The organism is Epilithonimonas sp. UC225_85, assembly GCF_042695135.1.
GTDB lineage: Bacteria > Bacteroidota > Bacteroidia > Flavobacteriales > Weeksellaceae > Epilithonimonas.
The window spans coordinates 2,809,141-2,827,724 of the sequence record NZ_CP170547.1 but is presented as its reverse complement, the minus strand read 5'-3'; the positions used below and the strand labels follow the sequence as shown (position 1 = coordinate 2,827,724).

General features: G+C 36.3%; 17 protein-coding genes and 1 tRNA gene. 12 read left to right on the top strand and 6 right to left on the bottom strand.

Annotated elements, in window-relative coordinates; all coding sequences use genetic code 11:
- Window positions 1-55: 55 nt before the first annotated feature.
- The 7 genes from ACFJGY_RS12880 (at window position 56) to ACFJGY_RS12850 (ending at window position 7,758) form a co-directional block, all read left to right on the top strand.
- Window positions 56-1,060, top strand: coding sequence for an AAA family ATPase (locus tag ACFJGY_RS12880; protein ID WP_379964521.1), 1,005 nt, complete (start codon window positions 56-58; stop codon window positions 1,058-1,060).
- 210 nt (window positions 1,061-1,270) lie between these two features.
- Window positions 1,271-2,131, top strand: a complete 861-nt coding sequence (locus ACFJGY_RS12875; protein ID WP_379964519.1) for a DUF58 domain-containing protein — start codon at window positions 1,271-1,273, stop codon at window positions 2,129-2,131.
- Between the two features lie 118 nt (window positions 2,132-2,249).
- A complete protein-coding gene (locus ACFJGY_RS12870; protein WP_379964517.1) occupies window positions 2,250-3,194 on the top strand; it encodes a BatD family protein in 945 nt (314 codons plus the stop codon).
- Window positions 3,195-3,245: 51 nt separating this feature from the next.
- The gene (locus ACFJGY_RS12865; protein WP_379964515.1) at window positions 3,246-4,235 is read left to right on the top strand and encodes a vWA domain-containing protein; all 990 of its coding nucleotides are present in this window, start codon (window positions 3,246-3,248) and stop codon (window positions 4,233-4,235) included.
- A gap of 4 nt (window positions 4,236-4,239) precedes the next feature.
- The gene (locus tag ACFJGY_RS12860) at window positions 4,240-5,247 is read left to right on the top strand and encodes a VWA domain-containing protein (protein ID WP_379964513.1); all 1,008 of its coding nucleotides are present in this window, start codon (window positions 4,240-4,242) and stop codon (window positions 5,245-5,247) included.
- Window positions 5,248-5,355: 108 nt separating this feature from the next.
- Window positions 5,356-6,795 (top strand): MBOAT family O-acyltransferase, encoded by a 1,440-nt coding sequence (locus ACFJGY_RS12855; RefSeq protein WP_379964511.1) that lies wholly within the window; start codon window positions 5,356-5,358, stop codon window positions 6,793-6,795.
- Between the two features lie 3 nt (window positions 6,796-6,798).
- Window positions 6,799-7,758, top strand: a complete 960-nt coding sequence (locus tag ACFJGY_RS12850) for a hypothetical protein (protein WP_379964509.1) — start codon at window positions 6,799-6,801, stop codon at window positions 7,756-7,758.
- A 4-nt stretch (window positions 7,759-7,762) separates the two neighbouring features.
- Here the strand turns inward: ACFJGY_RS12850 and ACFJGY_RS12845 are convergent, their stop codons facing one another.
- Window positions 7,763-8,197 (bottom strand): type I restriction enzyme HsdR N-terminal domain-containing protein, encoded by a 435-nt coding sequence (locus tag ACFJGY_RS12845; protein WP_379964507.1) that lies wholly within the window; start codon window positions 8,195-8,197, stop codon window positions 7,763-7,765.
- A gap of 8 nt (window positions 8,198-8,205) precedes the next feature.
- On the opposite strand from ACFJGY_RS12845, the gene holA reads away from it, so the two are divergent.
- The gene (gene holA / locus ACFJGY_RS12840; RefSeq protein ID WP_379964505.1) at window positions 8,206-9,243 is read left to right on the top strand and encodes a DNA polymerase III subunit delta; all 1,038 of its coding nucleotides are present in this window, start codon (window positions 8,206-8,208) and stop codon (window positions 9,241-9,243) included.
- Window positions 9,244-9,610: 367 nt separating this feature from the next.
- Window positions 9,611-10,579 (top strand): thioredoxin-disulfide reductase, encoded by a 969-nt coding sequence (gene trxB / locus ACFJGY_RS12835; RefSeq protein WP_379964503.1) that lies wholly within the window; start codon window positions 9,611-9,613, stop codon window positions 10,577-10,579.
- Between the two features lie 119 nt (window positions 10,580-10,698).
- On the opposite strand, the gene ACFJGY_RS12830 is transcribed toward trxB, so the two are convergent.
- From ACFJGY_RS12830 to ACFJGY_RS12815, 4 genes are all read right to left on the bottom strand, one after another.
- Window positions 10,699-11,547, bottom strand: a complete 849-nt coding sequence (locus ACFJGY_RS12830; protein ID WP_379964501.1) for a YoaK family protein — start codon at window positions 11,545-11,547, stop codon at window positions 10,699-10,701.
- A 49-nt stretch (window positions 11,548-11,596) separates the two neighbouring features.
- Entirely contained in the window at window positions 11,597-12,088 is a 492-nt protein-coding gene (locus ACFJGY_RS12825; protein WP_379964499.1) for a hypothetical protein, read from the bottom strand.
- A gap of 297 nt (window positions 12,089-12,385) precedes the next feature.
- Window positions 12,386-13,774, bottom strand: coding sequence for an ATP-binding protein (locus tag ACFJGY_RS12820; protein WP_379964497.1), 1,389 nt, complete (start codon window positions 13,772-13,774; stop codon window positions 12,386-12,388).
- A gap of 3 nt (window positions 13,775-13,777) precedes the next feature.
- Window positions 13,778-14,479: a response regulator transcription factor gene (locus ACFJGY_RS12815; RefSeq protein WP_379964495.1), complete on the bottom strand. Its 702-nt coding sequence runs from the start codon at window positions 14,477-14,479 to the stop codon at window positions 13,778-13,780.
- A 104-nt stretch (window positions 14,480-14,583) separates the two neighbouring features.
- Here ACFJGY_RS12815 and crcB point away from each other — a divergent pair, with 104 nt between their 5' ends.
- From crcB to ACFJGY_RS12800, 3 genes are all read left to right on the top strand, one after another.
- A complete protein-coding gene (gene crcB, locus ACFJGY_RS12810) occupies window positions 14,584-14,949 on the top strand; it encodes a fluoride efflux transporter CrcB (RefSeq protein WP_379964493.1) in 366 nt (121 codons plus the stop codon).
- A 111-nt stretch (window positions 14,950-15,060) separates the two neighbouring features.
- A tRNA-Ser gene (locus ACFJGY_RS12805) sits at window positions 15,061-15,145 on the top strand.
- A gap of 253 nt (window positions 15,146-15,398) precedes the next feature.
- Window positions 15,399-16,652 carry a site-specific integrase gene (locus tag ACFJGY_RS12800; protein ID WP_379964491.1) on the top strand — a complete coding sequence of 418 codons (1,254 nt, stop codon included), beginning with the start codon at window positions 15,399-15,401 and terminating at the stop codon, window positions 16,650-16,652.
- Window positions 16,653-16,971: 319 nt separating this feature from the next.
- On the opposite strand, the gene ACFJGY_RS12795 is transcribed toward ACFJGY_RS12800, so the two are convergent.
- Window positions 16,972-18,576, bottom strand: coding sequence for a carbamoyltransferase C-terminal domain-containing protein (locus tag ACFJGY_RS12795; protein ID WP_379964489.1), 1,605 nt, complete (start codon window positions 18,574-18,576; stop codon window positions 16,972-16,974).
- Between the last annotated feature and the right edge of the window lie 8 nt (window positions 18,577-18,584).

Genomic DNA, 18,584 nt, shown 5'->3' with positions numbered 1-18,584 from the left:
ATGTTTGGTATTGCTGGATTTTATGTGAAATTTACCAATTATTTTATTAATTGATATGTCAGAATTGAATCAAGCAGAAGATATCAGACAACTTACAGAAAAAGTAAAAGAACAGAATTATTTTTTCTCTATCCTCAAACAGGAAATCAACCGCGCCATCATCGGACAGGAATATATGATAGACCGACTACTCATCGGGCTTCTTGGAAACGGGCACGTCCTTTTAGAAGGTGTTCCTGGACTGGCAAAAACTTTAGCAATAAAAACCCTTGCGGAAGCTGTGGACGGAAAGTTTTCCAGAATTCAGTTTACGCCGGATCTTTTGCCGGCAGATGTTGTCGGTACGATGATTTATAATGTTAAGGATAATGATTTCAGTATCAAAAAAGGTCCTGTTTTTGCGAATTTCGTATTAGCAGATGAGATCAACCGTGCACCGGCAAAAGTGCAGTCTGCACTTCTCGAAGTGATGCAGGAAAAACAAGTCACAATTGGCGACGAAACCATGCCGTTGCCAAAACCTTTCCTTGTTTTGGCAACTCAAAACCCAATCGATCAGGAGGGGACATATCTTTTGCCGGAAGCCCAAACCGACCGTTTTATGCTGAAGTGTAAAATCGATTATCCGGAATTCGAGGATGAGAGAAAGGTGATGCGAATGGTTTCCACACAGGATATTCCGCAAATCAGAAAAGTGGTGGACCTGAATCAAATTGTTGAAGCCAAAAAACTTATCAATCAAATTTATCTGGACGAAAAGATAGAAAAATATATTCTGGATATGGTTTTTGCAACCCGTTATCCTGAAAAATACGGACTTTCCGAAATTAAAAATTATATCAGTTTTGGTGCTTCGCCGAGAGCGAGTATCAATCTGGCAATTGCTTCCAGAGCTTACGCTTTTATCAAAGGAAGAGCATTCGTAATTCCGGAAGATGTAAAAGAAATTGCTAAAGATGTTTTAAGACACAGAATTGGTTTAAGCTTCGAAGCTGAAGCTGAGGAAGTGACTCAGGATGATATTGTGAATAAAATTCTGGCGAAGATACAAGCGCCATAAATTGGAAATTAATTTTTAAGTTAAAAAGTTATAGAGTTCCGTAGGAACGAAATGTTTGTAGAAAAAATTCATATTTCGAGGCGACTCCGTAGGAGTCGAACTTAAATTTGGTTAATCAGTTGATAGTGGTCAGTTGTCGTATTGTTTTTGAAAAAACCAAGATGTCTGAAAACTATCAACCGATGACCGACAAAAAAACTTCAGTTTAAAGTGCAGATAAAAGATATTGTCAAAAAAGTAAAGCAGATAGAAATCCGGACCCGCAAGAAGACGGAAGCATCGCTTATGGGACAATATCACAGCGCTTTCAAAGGGCAGGGAATGACTTTTTCTGAAGTTCGGCAATACCAATTTGGCGATGACACCCGCAGGATAGACTGGAACAAGACAGCGCGTTTCCGGGAACCATTCGTAAAAGTGATGGAGGAAGAGCGGGAGCTTACGATGATGCTTGTGGTGGATATTTCTGCCTCGATGGATTATGGAACAAAAACACAGCTGAAACGTGAGTATGTTGCAGAAATCTGCGCATCACTCGGATTTTCTGCAGCCGGAAATAATGATAAAGTCGGGTTGATTCTTTACGCAGACAAAGTTCTGAAAGTCGTTCCGCCACAAAAAGGCAGAAAACACGTTTTATCAATCATTAGTAATATTTTGACAGCAGATTATGTGCCTGCAAAATCCAATCTGGATTCGGCTTTTAATTATATGATGAGCGTTTTCAAGAGAAAATCTCTGGTGTTTCTGTTTTCTGATTTTGAAGATGAATTTGATCAGAAAATCCTGAATGTAACTGCAAGAAAGCATCAGTTGCTGGGGCTTCGTGTCTTTGATGAAAAAGACATGGAAATTCCGGATATCGGATACGCACTTTTTCGCGATGCGGAAACAGGTCAGCAGGTTTGGGCTAATACCTCCAGCAAAAGATGGCGATACGAATTTGCCGAACAGCAAAAAAAGAAGATGAAGCACATTAAGGATGAATTTGAGAATTCTTCCGCTCATTTTTTAGATTTCAAAACTTCAGATGATTACAGTAAGTTTCTGTATCAATACTTTAAAAAATAAAATGGAATTTATAGTAATCCATCAATATAATATTTGTCATTTTGAAAGAGTCTCGGCATTTCGATTCCTACGGAAAGACAAAAATGCTATTTTAATTCGTTAATCCTATAATTATTCAATGTATTATAAATTTTTAAAGCGATTTTTTTCGTTTTTCATTTTAATTTCCTCGTTTAGTTTTGGACAAACCTTATCCTCCAGTCTGGATAAAACAACTTTGGCATTGGGTGAAGTAGCGGTTTTTAAGATTCAAATTTTGGATCTTGAAGGTAAAGATGTTCAGATTGCGGCGAGAAATGAATTGCTTCCTTTTCATTTTGAAATGGTGAATGACAGTATTGCGATCCAAAAAGACATTTATCTCAGATCGGTGAAATTTGCTGTTTTTCAGGAAGGTAAATTCACAATTCCGGAAATCGAAGTTAAAGTCGGAGACAAGATCCTGAAAACGATTCCTTACGAAGTTGAAGTCATTAACACAGCCAAAAAAGGTGATCAGATTAATGACATTATGAAAAATAAGGAAGTGAATCTGAATGTTAAAGATTACTGGGAACTTTATAAATTTTACTTGCTCCTTGCTTTAATCATTATTGCAATTATAATACTAATCATTGGGATTGTAAAATATGGGAGAAGACAAAAAAGCAGTCCGGCTGTGACAACTAATCAAACTCTGAAAGACCTTGAGAAACTCAGAAAGAAAAATTATATCGAGAATGAGAATTTCCGAGCTTTTTATGTTGAATTGATTGAGATTTCCAGAGCTTTTATTACCAAACAATATCAGATTCCTGCCGATGTTTTGTTAACTGATGATTTGATTATCTATATGAAGCAGACCAACGCAATCTCTCAGGAAAATGAAAAAATTGTAGAGGATATTTTTCTTCGTGGCGACCTGGTAAAATTTGCGAAAACAATTCCGGATCAGGAAATTATGTCAAGAGATTTTGCAGAAATCAGAGATTTTGTAAAACGTTCCGCAAAAGATGTTGAAGCCGAAAATCTGCGGAATATGCATAGCGGAGAGAAGAATAATTTTAGAGTAAAAAACCCATAGGATTTAATTAAAATCATTTATCAATCATCATTAATCAATTATAATTTACACGTGAATTTCGAATTTTACAGTCCGTGGTTTTTGTTGCTTTTTATTTTGTTCATTCCATTATTGATATTGGATGCTGGCAAAAAAAAGAGCCGTGGAATTGCAGTGCCTTCTGTTCAAAACATGCAGCCGAGCGGTAGTATTTCTTTGGTGATGAAGTTTCTGAAGGTTTCGAAATACCTTATTCTAACCTCTTTGATTATTGCTTTGGCAAGGCCAAGAACTTACACTATTTCGCAGGACCGGGACGATTCCAAAGGGATTGATATTATGCTTTCTGTGGATGTTTCGCTCAGTATGCTGGCAAAAGATCTGGATCCGGACAGATTGGAAGCATTGAAGAAGATTGCGATTGATTTCGTTAACAAAAGAGAGAATGACAGAATTGGATTGGTGGCATATTCCGGAGAAGCGTACACAAAAGTTCCTTTGACAACAGATCATCAGGTTGTTGTGGATGAACTCAATCAATTGAATCCTTTGGAGCTGGAACCCGGGACTGCCATTGGAGAAGGCTTGTCTGTAGCTGTAAATCACCTTAAAAGCAGCAAGGCAAAAAGCAAAATAATCATTCTGATGACAGATGGTGTTAATACAATTATTAACGCAATGCCGCCTCAGATCGCCGCAGAACTGGCAAAAAATAATGGCATCAAAGTTTATACGATAGGGATTGGAAGCAATGGTTTTGCTGCTTTCCCAACAGGAACCAACATTTTTGGAGACATTGTTTTTACAGAACAGAAAACAGAAATTGATGAAAATACATTAATGGATATTTCTCAGCTCACAGGAGGAAAGTACTTTCGTGCAACAGATAACAACAGCCTGCAGACGGTGTATGATGAGATCAATCAGTTGGAAAGATCAGATGTCAAAACTTCCAAATTATATAATTATGAGGAGTATTTCCGTATTTTCCTATGGATCGCATTAGGGTTGTTATTGTTGGATGCATTGTTTCGCTGGGTCATTTTTAAAATTTTGAATTAAGCTGATGAATTGGTATTTAGGAAATTACTGGTATCTTTTATTACTTCTGTTGCTGCCTGTCATCGGCTACTTCATCATCCACTATATCCGATGGAAGGGTCGGAGAAGAAATGTGTTTGCAGAAGATAGATTTCAGGAAGTGTTGTTTGAAAAAACATTGTGGTTTGTTCGTCTTTTTCCAATTCTCTATCTCCTTGGTTTTTTGTTTTTGATACTTTCAATCATAGATCTTTTGGGCGGAAAAGAAGAGATCAGTGTGACTCAGAATGTGAGCAATACCATTTTCGTTCTGGATGTTTCCAATTCTATGAATGCCCAGGATATCCAGCCAAGCCGATTGGACGAGGCCAAGAATATCATTATTAATTCTCTTCAGAAAATGACCAATGACAGAGTGGGGATTGTTGTATTTGCAGGCGATGCTTATTCGGTAATGCCTTTGTCGAGTGATTATTCGGCGGCGGAAACCTACCTTTCCGGTATCGAAACAAGTGTGGTTCAGAATCAGGGGACGGATTTTTTGAAAGCAATAGAAGTAGCATCCCAGAAATTTAAAAATATTAATAAAGGTTCTAAAAATGTAGTCCTGATAAGCGATGGCGAAGATAATGAAGGTCACGAGGAAGAAGCAATCAATCTTGCGAATAAACAAGGTATCAAGATTACAACAATCGGTGTGGGGGCAGAAGAAGGTGCTCCGATTCCGGAATATTATTTCGGACAATTGATGGGTTACAAATCCGATCTGTATGGTGAGACTGTGGTTTCCAAATTGCAGACAAAAGCACTTAGTAATATTGCATCATCCACTGGCGGAAGTTATTTTAATGGTAATAATCTGGATGAAGCTATCAGTCATCTCACAACGGAATTACAGAAAAATACAGGCTCTAGTTCTACAACCATCAGTTCGCAGTCTGCTGTTCATTATTATCAATATTTTCTTGCAGTATCTGTATTTTTCTTTCTTGTAATTTATTTATTCAATCCGAAAAGAGATTTTAATATATAAAAATATAAATAATACTAATATTTTTTTGAATAAGTTATCAATAATCTGTTAAGCTTATTAATAATTATAAAATATACGATTATATTTGCGCTTTGATAATAAACGCAAATGTTATTTAATTCTTTAAATTTTCTGGCTTTTTTCCTGGTCATATTTTTTGGTTACTGGTTGATTCCCATTAAGCATTGGAAATACAGAAACCTTTTATTATTAGCCGGTAGTTATTTTTTCTATGCCCAATGGGATTGGCGTTTCTGTTTTTTGTTAGGTTTTTCCACACTTTTAGATTATTTCTCAGGGATTATCATTTCTAATTCTGATAAAAAAATCACGAAGAAATTTTGGCTTTTTACCAGCATCATCATCAATGTTGGTATACTAGGGTATTTCAAATATGCTAATTTTTTCATTGATAGCTTTAATGATCTCCTTATATCAGCAGGTTTCCAACCCAATATTTCGACGCTTAATATTATTTTGCCTGTTGGTATTTCGTTCTATACTTTTCACGGGCTGAGTTATGTTTTGGATATTTATTTTGGAAAATTCAAAGTTGAAAAGAATATCATCAATTATTCACTTTTTGTTTGTTTTTTTCCAATGCTTTTAGCTGGTCCTATAGAAAGAGCGCCGCACTTGCTTCCTCAGCTTACAGTAGGCCATCGGTTTAATTATCATAGAATTGTAGACGGAATGCGTCAGTTTCTATGGGGGTTTTTCAAAAAAGTAGTCATTGCGGATAATTGTGCAACCATCGTCAATCAGGTTTTTCAGGATCCGGGGCAGCATTCCGGAACAACGTTGGTCTATGCGGCATTTCTATTTATATTCCAGGTGTATGCAGATTTTTCCGGCTATTCTGATATGGCATTAGGCACCGCAAGAATGCTTGGGATTCAGTTAATGAAAAACTTCGACACGCCTTTTTTCTCCAGAGATATGGCAGAGTTTGTGGGGAGATGGCATATTTCTCTCTCAACCTGGTTCAAATATTACATTTATAAACCGGCAGTCAAAGCCAACTCATCCGATGCAAGAAAATATTTCTTCGTATTTCTGATCTTTCTGATCAGCGGATTCTGGCACGGTGCAAGATGGACTTACATAGTGGTAGGGATTTTCGCTGCCATTTTCGTCATTATATCGGTTTTACTCAGACCTTGGACCAACAGGTTTACTCACAATTATAAAACAGCAATTATTCCATCAGCCGGACATATTGTGATGATTTTATTGAATTTGTCAGCGGCTACTTTTTTGGCTGTGATTTTTAGAAACAGCAGCATTCATACAACCAACGCATTTGCTTACGGGATATTTACCAGATTTTCTCCAAATTATCCGGATTATATGTCTTGGTTTTTACTGCTTCTGATTTTATTTATGATGGTGGTAGAATGGTTTGGGAGAAGAGATCATCACATTCTGGAAAAAATAGGGAAGAATTGGCCGGTTTTTTTCAGATGGGGATTTTATATTGTCATTTTATTATTAATTGCCCTTGCGATGCCGAAAAATCAAGAGGACTTTATTTATTTTCAATTTTAGATTATGAAGAAATTGATTATCGTCTTTTCCAAATTTTTACTGATATCAGCGATTATTTATTGTGTGGTAATAGTCACACTTTATAAGATTAATTCTCCTTTTTTCAAAACGAATAATCCTACACAGGCAAAAAAAAGGTTTGGATTTACTGCGCGGAAATTAGAACAGATAGAAAAAATAAAACAAACAGATATTTTGGTTTTAGGATCAAGTTTGGCAACAAGGAATTATGACTCGAGGGTTTTCAAAAATAATAATTTTACCTCATTCAACTTAGGTACCAGTTCTCAAAAACCTAATATGACAAAAATAATTGCTGAGAGATATCTCGAAAATACACAGACAAAAATAGTTATTATAGATGTCAATCCTTTTCTGATGCTTACACAGGATAACTATGAAACGGTGAATGTGATTATGAATTCCCAAAAGAGTCTTTATGATTTTGAGCTGTTTAGAAGTTCGACAAATCTGATGGCTTTCAATGCTTTGATCATAAAGTATATTGGAATTGCAGAAAAAGAAAGACTGAAAATGCTGAATGATTCTGTCTCTGACAAAAAAGATAGATATATAGAAGGCGGTTTCGTTACAACTAATATCATCTACAAAGATCAGGATAATAGTCCTGTTGTAAAAGTTGGCAGTTATGAGCCTTTGCCTAATCAGGTAGAAGCGCTGAATAAATTGATTGAGTTTTTAAAATTAAAAAACATTAATTACATCTTAGTTCTATCTCCGGTTAATGAAGCTTATTTACTTAAAAAGTCACAAATGAAAACTGAAGAATTTAAAAAATTAAGCAGAAGTTATTTTTCAAAATACGGCAATTATTATGATTCCAATGATTTGGAGAAATATGAAAAAACAGACTTTATGGATTTTTCTCACCTGAATGAAACTGGTGCCAAAAAATTCACCAATTCTTTGATGCCGATTCTAAAAAGCAAACTAGAAAAATAATAAATCAGACTTCCATCTTTAGAAAATGGTATTTTCCGTCTTTGTAATCCGCAAAGATATGATGCAGACCATTGCTGATTATGATTTGTTCTGCACCAATTAAACTGTTATATCTTGCGATCTGTTCAAAGTGGACTTCTTTCAAAACGATACTTGGCGCTTTGCATTCAACCAGAATTTTTGGTTTTGTTTTTTCGGTGACGAGCAGGTCAATTCTCTTCGTAGTTCCGTTCAGTTCCAGCTTTTTTTCAAGGATGAGTGATGACAGATTTTTCTTTTTTACAAACCGGAAATAGTGCAGCCAATGCTGTCGTACCCACTCTTCGGGCGTCAGTACAAGCCAGATTTTCCTTACCAGATCATAGATAAAAAATGTATCTTTGTCTTGCTTGATCTTCAGATCAAAATCATTTTCAAAATTAAGCTTAGGAACCTGCATACTTTAAGATGAAAGAAATAGATATTATCCTCAAAAATATTAAAAATAAAGAACTATTACCGGTTTATTTTTTTCAGGGCGATGAGTCTTTTTATATCGATCTGGCAGTTAAACACTTTGAGAATGATGTTTTGGAAGAAGATGAGAAAGCTTTCAATCAGACCATTGCTTATGGCCGCGATACCAATTATCTCGAGATTTTATCTTTAGCAAGACAATATCCGATGATGGGCGACAAACAGCTGATCATCGTGAAGGAAGCACAGGATATGAAACTGAATGATGATGAATCCAAAGCACTGGAAACTTACCTCGAAAATCCTGTTCCTTCCACAATTTTAGTCTTTGCCCACAAACTGAAAAAGCTGGATGCAAGAAAGAAAGTCGCTAAAACTTTGGCCAAATCTGGAATGCTTTTCACCAGCGAGAAGATGAAGGATTATCAATTACCAACCTGGATTCAGGGCGAGATGACCGTGATGGGAATCAAATCCGCTCCAAACATCAGCCACCTTTTGGCAGAATATCTCGGAAATGATCTTTCCAGAATTGCCAACGAACTCAACAAACTGAAAATCGTATTGAAAGACGGCGCGGTTCTGGATGGCAAAATCATCGAGGAACATATAGGTATCAGCAAGGATTTCAACATCTTCGAACTTCAGAAAGCTTTGGCTACAAAAGATCAGACAAAAGCCTTCAGCATTGCCTATTATATGGGAAAGAATAAAAAATCGAACCCGGTTCAGATGGCTTTCGGAGCGTTGTATAATTTCTTTTCAAATATCATCATTTACCATACTTTATCCGGACAATCTCCGCAAACCATTGCTTCAACAATGGGCGTTAATCCGTATGCCATCAAGGATTATACAGAAGCGGCAAGATTTTATCCTTTGAAACATGCAACCAGAGTTATCTCCATTCTCCGCGAAATGGATCTCAAATCCAAAGGCCTTGGTGTCCGTCAAATGGAAGATGAAGAGATTTACAAAGAACTGGTTTACAAGATCATAAAAGTAGATGAACTGAAAGTGAAAGTTTAAAAATTCCCCTTCTTTGGAGGGGCGTCAAAAATTCAAATTTTGAATTTTTGACGGGGTGGTTTATTGGGCAGCTTTTTCCGTCCTCCGTTCCCGCTATTTTTTGCCAGAAATTTTCACATCCAAAGAAACCAGACTGTTCGCAAAAAATGAGCTCCACTCAGGTCGGGCTGCAACAGATTCCACGTTACTCATTATTATTTGCCATTCACATCAATCACATTGATACTTTAGATAGGTTTTGAATAATTAATTCCCGAAATTTGTACTCGATTTTTCACGCAAAGATTTATATTTGAAAACTTATAAATTGGAACCGAAATCGATTATCAATTTAGCCTTAAAAGAATAAAATAATTTAATCATAAAAATGGAAAACAATATTTTAGATTGTGTCATCGTAGGTTCAGGACCAGCTGGTTTTACAGCAGCAATCTATGCTGCCAGAGCAAGTCTGAAACCCGAATTATTTACAGGACTGGAACCAGGAGGACAACTGACGACAACTACAGAAGTGGAAAATTTCCCTGGTTATCCGGATGGCGTTACAGGACCCGAAATGATGTTGCATTTGCAAAGACAAGCAGAACGTTTCGAAACCAAAGTTCATTACGAGATGATCTCAAAAGTAGAGTTTGCCAAAGTAAGAGGCGGCATCCATAAACTAAGTACAGGTTCCCGCGAGATCCTTGCAAAAAGTGTAATCATCTCAACTGGCGCAGCCGCAAAATATCTTGGATTGGCAGATGAGAAAAAATATTCCGGTGGTGGTGTCTCTGCCTGTGCGACCTGCGACGGATTTTTCTACAGAGGAAAAGATGTGGTCGTAGTTGGAGCTGGCGATACGGCTGCAGAGGAAGCAACTTACCTTGCCAATATCTGTAACAAAGTCACTTTATTAGTAAGGAAAGATCATTTCCGAGCTTCAAAAGTAATGGTTGACAGAGTTTTGAATACGCCAAACATCGAAGTGAAATATAACCACGAGTTGATCGGGATCGAAGGTGAAAACTCTTTGGTAGAAAGAGCAAAAGTAGTCAATAACCTGACAGACGAGGTTTCTACAATTGATGTTCACGGGATTTTCATCGCTATCGGTCACAAACCAAATACAGGCATCTTCAAAGGACAAATCGACCTGGACGAAAATGAATATATCATCACCGAAGGCAAATCTGCAAGAACCAATCTTCCGGGTGTTTTTGCTGCGGGCGATGTTCAGGATCATCATTACAGACAGGCGATCACGGCTGCAGGAAGCGGTTGTATGGCCGCAATGGATGCGGAGAAATATCTTGGCGAATTGGCAGGTGAAAACCACACTTGGGTGGAGCAATAAGCATAATTTCAAATATCATAAAATCAAAATACACCGGGATCATTCCCGGTGTATTTCTTTGAAAAAACTATTACAAAAAAACTAATTTATATATGAATTGTGTTTGACGATCTGAAAAATTACTTGTCGTTGAAAGCTAACTTTGTACTGGTTCTGGGATGGCTTGTAGTTCTTTTTTCTTCCTTGTTATGAATTTTATAATACAGGTAAGCAATCAAAGTTGGTTTGTGAAATATCCTGTAATATCTGTATTCTGTCTGGAAATGTCGCAGATTGATCTTATAAAAATCATATCCAATCACTACAAGAAGACAAATGCTGATCACATAAAACACCCTGAATTCCAGACTGTAATAAGTTAATCCTGAGAATATCGCGCCCAAAACATAAGCTGCCATAATACTCATCAATAATTTGGCTCTTGCAATCAATTCCGGATTCTTCCTGAATTTCTTCTGGGTAAACATCGAAGCCAAAATTCCCAAATCCGTGGTTGTTCCGGTAAGGTGAGTGGTCTTAACGGAGAAGTTGGAGATACTTGCCGTCAAACCGTTTTGAAGACCTGTTGCAAATAACATCAATGCAACCAAAGTTTCCGTTTCCTGCAAAGTCTTTTCATAATAGAACTGACCATAGATCCCCACCGCCAAGAGACATAATATTTCTAGAAAGATCGGCAGTGAATGCGCAAAATATTTACTTTTCTTATTAAGGTTGATGACGCTCAAATTGGCTACAAAACCTCCGAAGAAGAATAAGAAAATCCATCCACCCACGACTGCAACCTGAGACCAGTTTCCCTGGCTGATTTCTGCCGCAAAAATGGCATAATGCCCTGTTACGTTGGATGTAAAAGAGAGAAATATCAATAGAGATGCTATATTTATAGTTCCTGCCGTAAAAGCAGTCAGCGTTCCCAGTCTGATGTTGTCTCCCAACGTTCTGCTGTTACTATAATTTCTTAACATGTTATTTTATTTTAAATAATTAAATTCTAATTTTTCACCAAATCGTCTTCTACAAAAAAACTTCCGCCAGTCTTCCTTTTTCGGGCATCAATTCCGTAGTCTGAGTCACTACTTCCCGAGCTTCTACATGTTTGTTCTTTTTGAGGTAAGTCGCGATCTCGAACTGATTTTTATTGAGATTTTTACTTTTCGAAGTCGGGTAGTAGGCTTCATCCACGTTCGCTGCTTCTATATAATTGTTGAATGCCCTTTGGAAACTTCCCGTGAAGATGTCGCAAGTGATCTTGTTGATCAGATGAGGATATTTGTTGTTGATAATGCTGTAAGCATCGCAAAATTCCTGAGGTCTTATCTTTCCAAAAACAGTGCTCTTGGTTGTGAAGAGCAGATCTCTGATAGAATCGCCCATATCGTAACCTGAAACGAAAAGAATATTATATTTGTTCTCATCGTTTTGCTCGTGCTTCTTCTTCAAAACTTTTTTCAAGATGTCCAAAGATTCCAGTGAAAAGTCTGTGGCTATTAAAATGGTTTTGGTCATAACTTTATATTTTTGTGAGTTGTCATTTTTTGATACTACAAAACTATACGCACCAAATTAGAAAGTCTTTGGAACCAAATTAAAATGTAATTAAAGAGATTAAAATGAGATTAGAATTTCACTAGTAGATTAATAGACTTTGAAGAAGAAGTTTAGCTTCCCAAAACTCATGCGGACGAGTTTCCAAACTCATGCGCATGAGTTGCTGAAGTCCCGCGCATGAATTATTACAATCATGTGCATGACTTTTATGATTCCTAATTTGATAACAACTTAGCGAACTGCCAATATTTAAAGTCAGGTCACAAAAATCGGAAAGCTGATCTGCACAGTTGTCCCGACATTCTCCTTAGAATTAATAATCAATTCCCCTTTATGAATCCGGATAATGTTTCTTGCAAGCGGTAATCCGATGCCATATCCTTCGTAATTCTTCGTATTGGAAGCCCGGAAAAACGGATCATAGATTTTATCAAATTCAGAATCCGGAATGCCAATTCCGTTATCTTTTACAATGATATAAACGTGTGTGTCTGTTGCACCAAGAGAAACTTTAACCTGTTGGAAATTAGAATATTTGCACGCATTATTGATGATATTCGCCATTGCAAGATGAAGAAGTTGTTCATTACCCTGAACTTTCAGTTTCTTGGGATTATCCGGCAGCATACTGATGTCCATAAAGACATTATTTTTAGAATTAATCCGAGTAGCCGTTTCTATAACGTCCCAAAGCAGCTGATCCATTCGTACTTTGTCCATCTTCTGAATCTTCCCGTCAAAACCGGTTTGAGCGATCATCAGCAATGCTTTTATCTTTTTATCAAGTTTTTCGGCTTCATTAAGGATAATTTGAAGTGTTTCCTGATAATGTTCTTCAGATCTTTTCATAGAAAGTGCAACATCAGCTTCGCCCATTATCGATGTCAAAGGCGTTCGTAGCTCGTGAGAAACATTTCCTATCAAGTGATTTTGGGTTTCAAAAGAAGTCTCGATTCTGTTCAGCATCCCATTGAAAGTATCAACCAGCTCGTTCAGTTCCTTATTTCCCGGCTGAGGTTCCAATCGAAGGTGCAGATTTTCGGAACTTATTTCCTTTACCTTATTGGTGATTTTCAGGATCGGTTTGAATAGAGTTTTAGACAGATAAAAAGAAAAAATCATCGAAAAGAAAAGTGCCAGAATCATACAGGTGATTAACGTTCTTTTCAGATATCCCAGATAATAAACGACGTAATGATTTTTGGCTGAGGCAATTGCGATATAATCTTTGTCGTGGGAATGGAAACTTTGCCCGATGTAATAAAGTTCTTTGTCGTTATAATTGGCTTCTCCTTTTTGTACAATATTCTTAAAAAAAGTGTCCGGAATATGAATCTGATGCGAGATTTTACTATAATTGGAATCTTTTGGGATTTCAAAAACGTAGTCTTTCTCCATCGGCAGTTCCTCTTCCCGCGTAAGATCTGCTATGATTTTATTGGTTGTAGTATCAATATGAGGTCTGCTTTTCTCAATCTGAACAATGGTTGTTGCACGGATCTTCAACAATTCATAAAATCGCTGATGCGAAAAATTAACAATAGAAAAATAAACCAACCCACTGAAAATCAGTATGACCACAGTAAAGACAAGCATCAGAAGAAGCATTGTTTTGGTTTGATTGGTAGAGATCTTTTTCAGCATAGATTAAGGTTTTTTCAAAACATATCCCATTCCGATTACGGTATGGATGATCTTATTATCGTCCTGGCTGTCGAGTTTTTTTCTGAGATAATTGACGTAAACATCCACCACATTGGTTCCCAATTCATAATTAACACCCCAGACGGCATCGAGAATTTCTGGTCTTGAAATCACCTTTTCGGGATTGTTCAGAAAGTAGAGTAGTAGTTTATATTCGGTTGAGGTTAATGAAATTTCTGATCCGTTTCGTGTTACTTTTTTGGTGTAATCATTTACAGTCAGGTCTTCAAATTGGTAAACGTTTTCATCATTTTCAAACTCGTTATCCGGTTCGCTTATGTGTCCGCTGCGTCTTAATAATGATTTGATCCTCGCCACCAATTCTATGAATTTGAAAGGCTTTACAAGATAATCGTCGCCGCCGCTTTCTAATCCCAAAACTATATTTTCGGAAGAATCCAAAGCTGTCAGGAACAAAATAGGGATGGTTTTATTCTTTTTCCTGATTTCTTTGCAGACTTCCAGACCGTTGATATCCGGTAACATAATGTCCAGAATGATCATGTCGAAATCGTTGTTTTCCACCATTTTGATTCCTGTTTTGCCGTCAAGTGCTACCGAAATTTTATACTCCAATTCCTGCAGTCCTTTTTTAATAAAGGAAACAACGCTGGACTCATCTTCTATCAGGATAATTTTTTTCATAGACATTAAAATCAAATTTGGCAGTTGATTTTCAAAAATAACAATTTAAAATTTAAGTCTAATATCTAACATCTATTTAATATTGATTTTCATAAATTAGCGTAATGAGAAATTTAGTTTATATTTTTCTGGGAGGTGGTTTTGGAAGCGTAATGCGTTTTCTGATCTCGAATTACACTCAGAAATTATGGAATATCAATGCTTTTCCGATGGGAACCTTTGTCGTGAATATCACAGGTTGTTTTTTAATTGGGATCTTGTCGGCATATTTCCTAAAAGTCGATAATTCGCTTAAATATCTTTTGATTACTGGTGTTTGCGGTGGTTATACAACTTTCTCTACTTTTTCGCTTGAGAATTTTTCACTTTGGCAAAATGGTAATTATTTTATATTAATTCTATACGCTTTACTAAGCCTGATTGTGGGGCTGTTGATGGTTTTTATTGGCTTTCAATTGGTAAAGAATTAATTTTTCCCTTTGATAACGAAAGATTTAAAGTTTTTTCATAAAATTAATTTGGTCATAAAGTAAAAGCTTTTTATATTTGCACCACTGAAAACGAGAGATCGTGACAAGTATGGAGAGATGGCAGAGTGGTCGATTGCGATAGTCTTGAAAACTATTGACTGTAACAGGTCCGGGGGTTCGAATCCCTCTCTCTCCGCTGGTTGAGAAACTAAAATAAGCTAAAACGCTGTAAACATCAATGTTTACAGCGTTTTTTGTTTTGCGCTAGAATCAAAAAAAATCAAAATAGGTCACGATTTATATGACCTATTCCGTGACCCATCCTGAAAATTTGAAAATGGGTCACGAAAAACTCAGGGAAACCCGACCAATAGGCAGTCTAACGATTGTACATCTTGCAGAAAGTGGTAACAAAAACTAAATTATTAAACAATTAAAGTTACCACACAATGAACAAAACATTCAACCTGTTATTCTTTATAAAAAAGAATAAAATCCGAACAAACGGAACGGCACCCATCTACTTACGAATCACGATAGATGGCAAGGCAGCGGACATTGCCGCTAAAAGGTACATCGACCCACAGAAATGGGATGGTAAAGCACACAAGGCACTAGGTAATACCCAAGAAGCCAAAACACTGAACCTCTATCTTAAAACTTTGGAACAGCGAGTTTACGATTCTCATTACCTGATGCTGAAAGAAGAAGACTTTGTAACATCAGAGAGTTTAAAATCTAAACTGCTTGGAACCGATATTTCCACAAGAATGCTCATTCCTATTTTTCAGGATCACAATGATAAAGTAGAAGCACTGGTTGGTCAGGATTTTGCTCCCGGAACATTGGAGCGTTATAAAACATCGTTAAAGCATACGCAGGAATTTCTAATCTGGAAATATAAAACTTCTGATATTGACATTACAAAGATCGACCACGCTTTTATTATGGATTATGACTTCTGGCTTCGCAGTGTACGTAAATGCGCAAACAATACCGCGGTAAAGTATATCAAGAATTTCAAAAAGATCATTCGTTTATGTATGGCAAATGGATGGCTCACAAAAGATCCTTTTCTAAGCTACAAAGCAAAGCTTAAGGTAATGGAACGTCCGTATCTTACTCGAGAGGAAATTCAGACGATCTATGAAAAGGAATTTGCATCAGATAGATTGAACCAAGTTCGTGATATTTTTCTTTTCAGTTGCTATACCGGTTTGGCGTATGTTGATGTAAAGAAATTGACAAAATCTAACGTCAATATTGGAATAGATGGCGACCAATGGATATTTACACATCGTCAGAAAACGGATACCTCAACCAGAATTCCGTTACTGCCCCTAGCCCAAGAATTGATCTTGAAGTATAAAGACAATCCAGAATGTATAAATTCAAATGTTTTGTTTCCCGTTCTCAGTAATCAGAAAATGAACTCTTACCTTAAAGAAATTGTGAACATCTGTGGAATAAATAAAGAATTGACGTTTCATATCGCTAGACACACATTCGCCACTACAGTTACATTGGCCAATGGTGTTCCGATTGAAAGTGTAAGTAAGATGTTGGGTCACACGAACATAAAGACCACTCAGCATTATGCGAAGATCTTGGATAAGAAAGTGAGTGATGATATGTCGGTTTTGAGGGGTAAACTCCAAAGTGTAGAAGATATCAAACGATTAGGGATAGCTGATGATAATTAAAGATAAGTTTTAATTTGTGTTTTTATCAATCTCCAAAAAAACAAAAATCCCAACGAAGTTGAGATTTAGAATAAAAATAAACAAAACTTATTTTAAATTATGAATGTTTTTATAAATTTTAGAGCCATTGTTATAAAATATTGATAGAAAATTTGGATTCTATTCTGTAGTAGGATCCATCATCACAATTCCCTCTATTTCATATTGTTTACAGGTCGTTATCAGAAAATTAATAGATGTATATCAAATTTTCAAGACTCCAAGTAAATAGCGGAATTGAAATAAGAAGGAATATTTTAGATGATTTATCTTATTGACTTTAAATGGATAACTTTTCTTGATGTTTTTGATAAAATGTGGATGATTTTAAAAGATAAATCTTTCCATCTACCACAAAGCCATCTAGATTATGCTTAATTGTGTACAAAGAAAGATCATCGAGTTTATTTATAAATCCTCTGCCATTAAAGTTTAAGGATGTGTTACATAGTACTCCATAACCCGTACGTTTCTTAAATGCTGTAAGTAAATTAAAAAGATTTTTATTACTAAAAGATGAAACTGTTTGAATTCTTGCTGTTTTATTAACATGTGTAACTGCAGCTAATGAATCAGTATTAGCTGTGAAGGTGAAGAGCATATACGGACTGGGATTGTTACATCCAAACCATTCCGTAGCATCTTCCTCTAAACAAACCGGGGCAATTGGACGGAATTGTTCGCGTTGTTTGATTTGGTTTAAGCGTATTTTTGTTTCTTCAACGAATGGTGCAGCTATAATGGAACGATTACCTAGAGCTCGTGGCCCAATCTCATACTTACCATTAACCCAAGCTAAAATAAGATTGTCCGCTAATAATTCTGCTACCTTATCGTCACTTGAATCGTATATATCATATCGGTCTGTATCAATAACACAATTATCATCAAAATATTCGCCTGAGTAAACATCCCAATTAATTTTTGGATTTCCTGTAAAATGAAATTGGGCATCGATTGCAGTTCCTATAGCTGAACCAGAATCATTTGCTACTGGCGGTACGAAGACATCAGAGAAAAGGCCGGTTTGCTTCCATTTAGTATTCCAATCACAATTTAAGCCACAACCTCCAGCAATGACAAGTGGTAATTTTTTTGTCATATTTAATTTTGCGAACTGATAAAAAACATCAAATATTCTGTCGCTAAAAATACCAGCAAAGTTTCGAAATTCTGTATCATTAACTCCTATATTATAATATGTTGAATTTTTTAAATCATTATATAAGCTTAATTGTACATGTGGGGAATTTAGTAAAAAATCCATCAGTTTCTCTTCTTCCAATGTGGGGACGCTACGTTTTGAAAATGATGCCAAAGCCATTAGCTTTCCTGCATCAGAAAATCTAGAAAAAGGAGCATCTTTGGGGAAGCTTGGATCAGCTAATCCATATATTGAAGTATATCTATTTCCTGGTTCATTTAATACATCTCCAATTAGTTTAATGTTCATTTCAGAATCAATTTCGTAAAAAGAACCAATTGCTCCCTCCCATAGTAAAGCATAGAATGGAATACCTTTTGGTAAATTTGACATTCCAAATGCGCAGAATATATGGGATCTTTCGTGAGATGAAGAAAAATGAGTTACATTTTTCCCTAACATTTTATGTTTCCGTATATTAATACCATTGTTTTCGATACCTCGGTATCCTACATGTGATGATATTCCTAATACCGGTTCTTCGCGTGGCCACCACCCTCCTGTACAAATTAAATCTGGTACTTCTTCTATTTCACCTAAAATACGAATAACATCGTGACTAGATATAGGTGAATAACGATAATTAGAATTTTTTTCGGCTTCGAGTGAAAACATCAATTTGCCATCTTTTAAATAAGCAATCGACCCATCATGACCTGGATTATATGAAAGTATATTCATTTTGGATA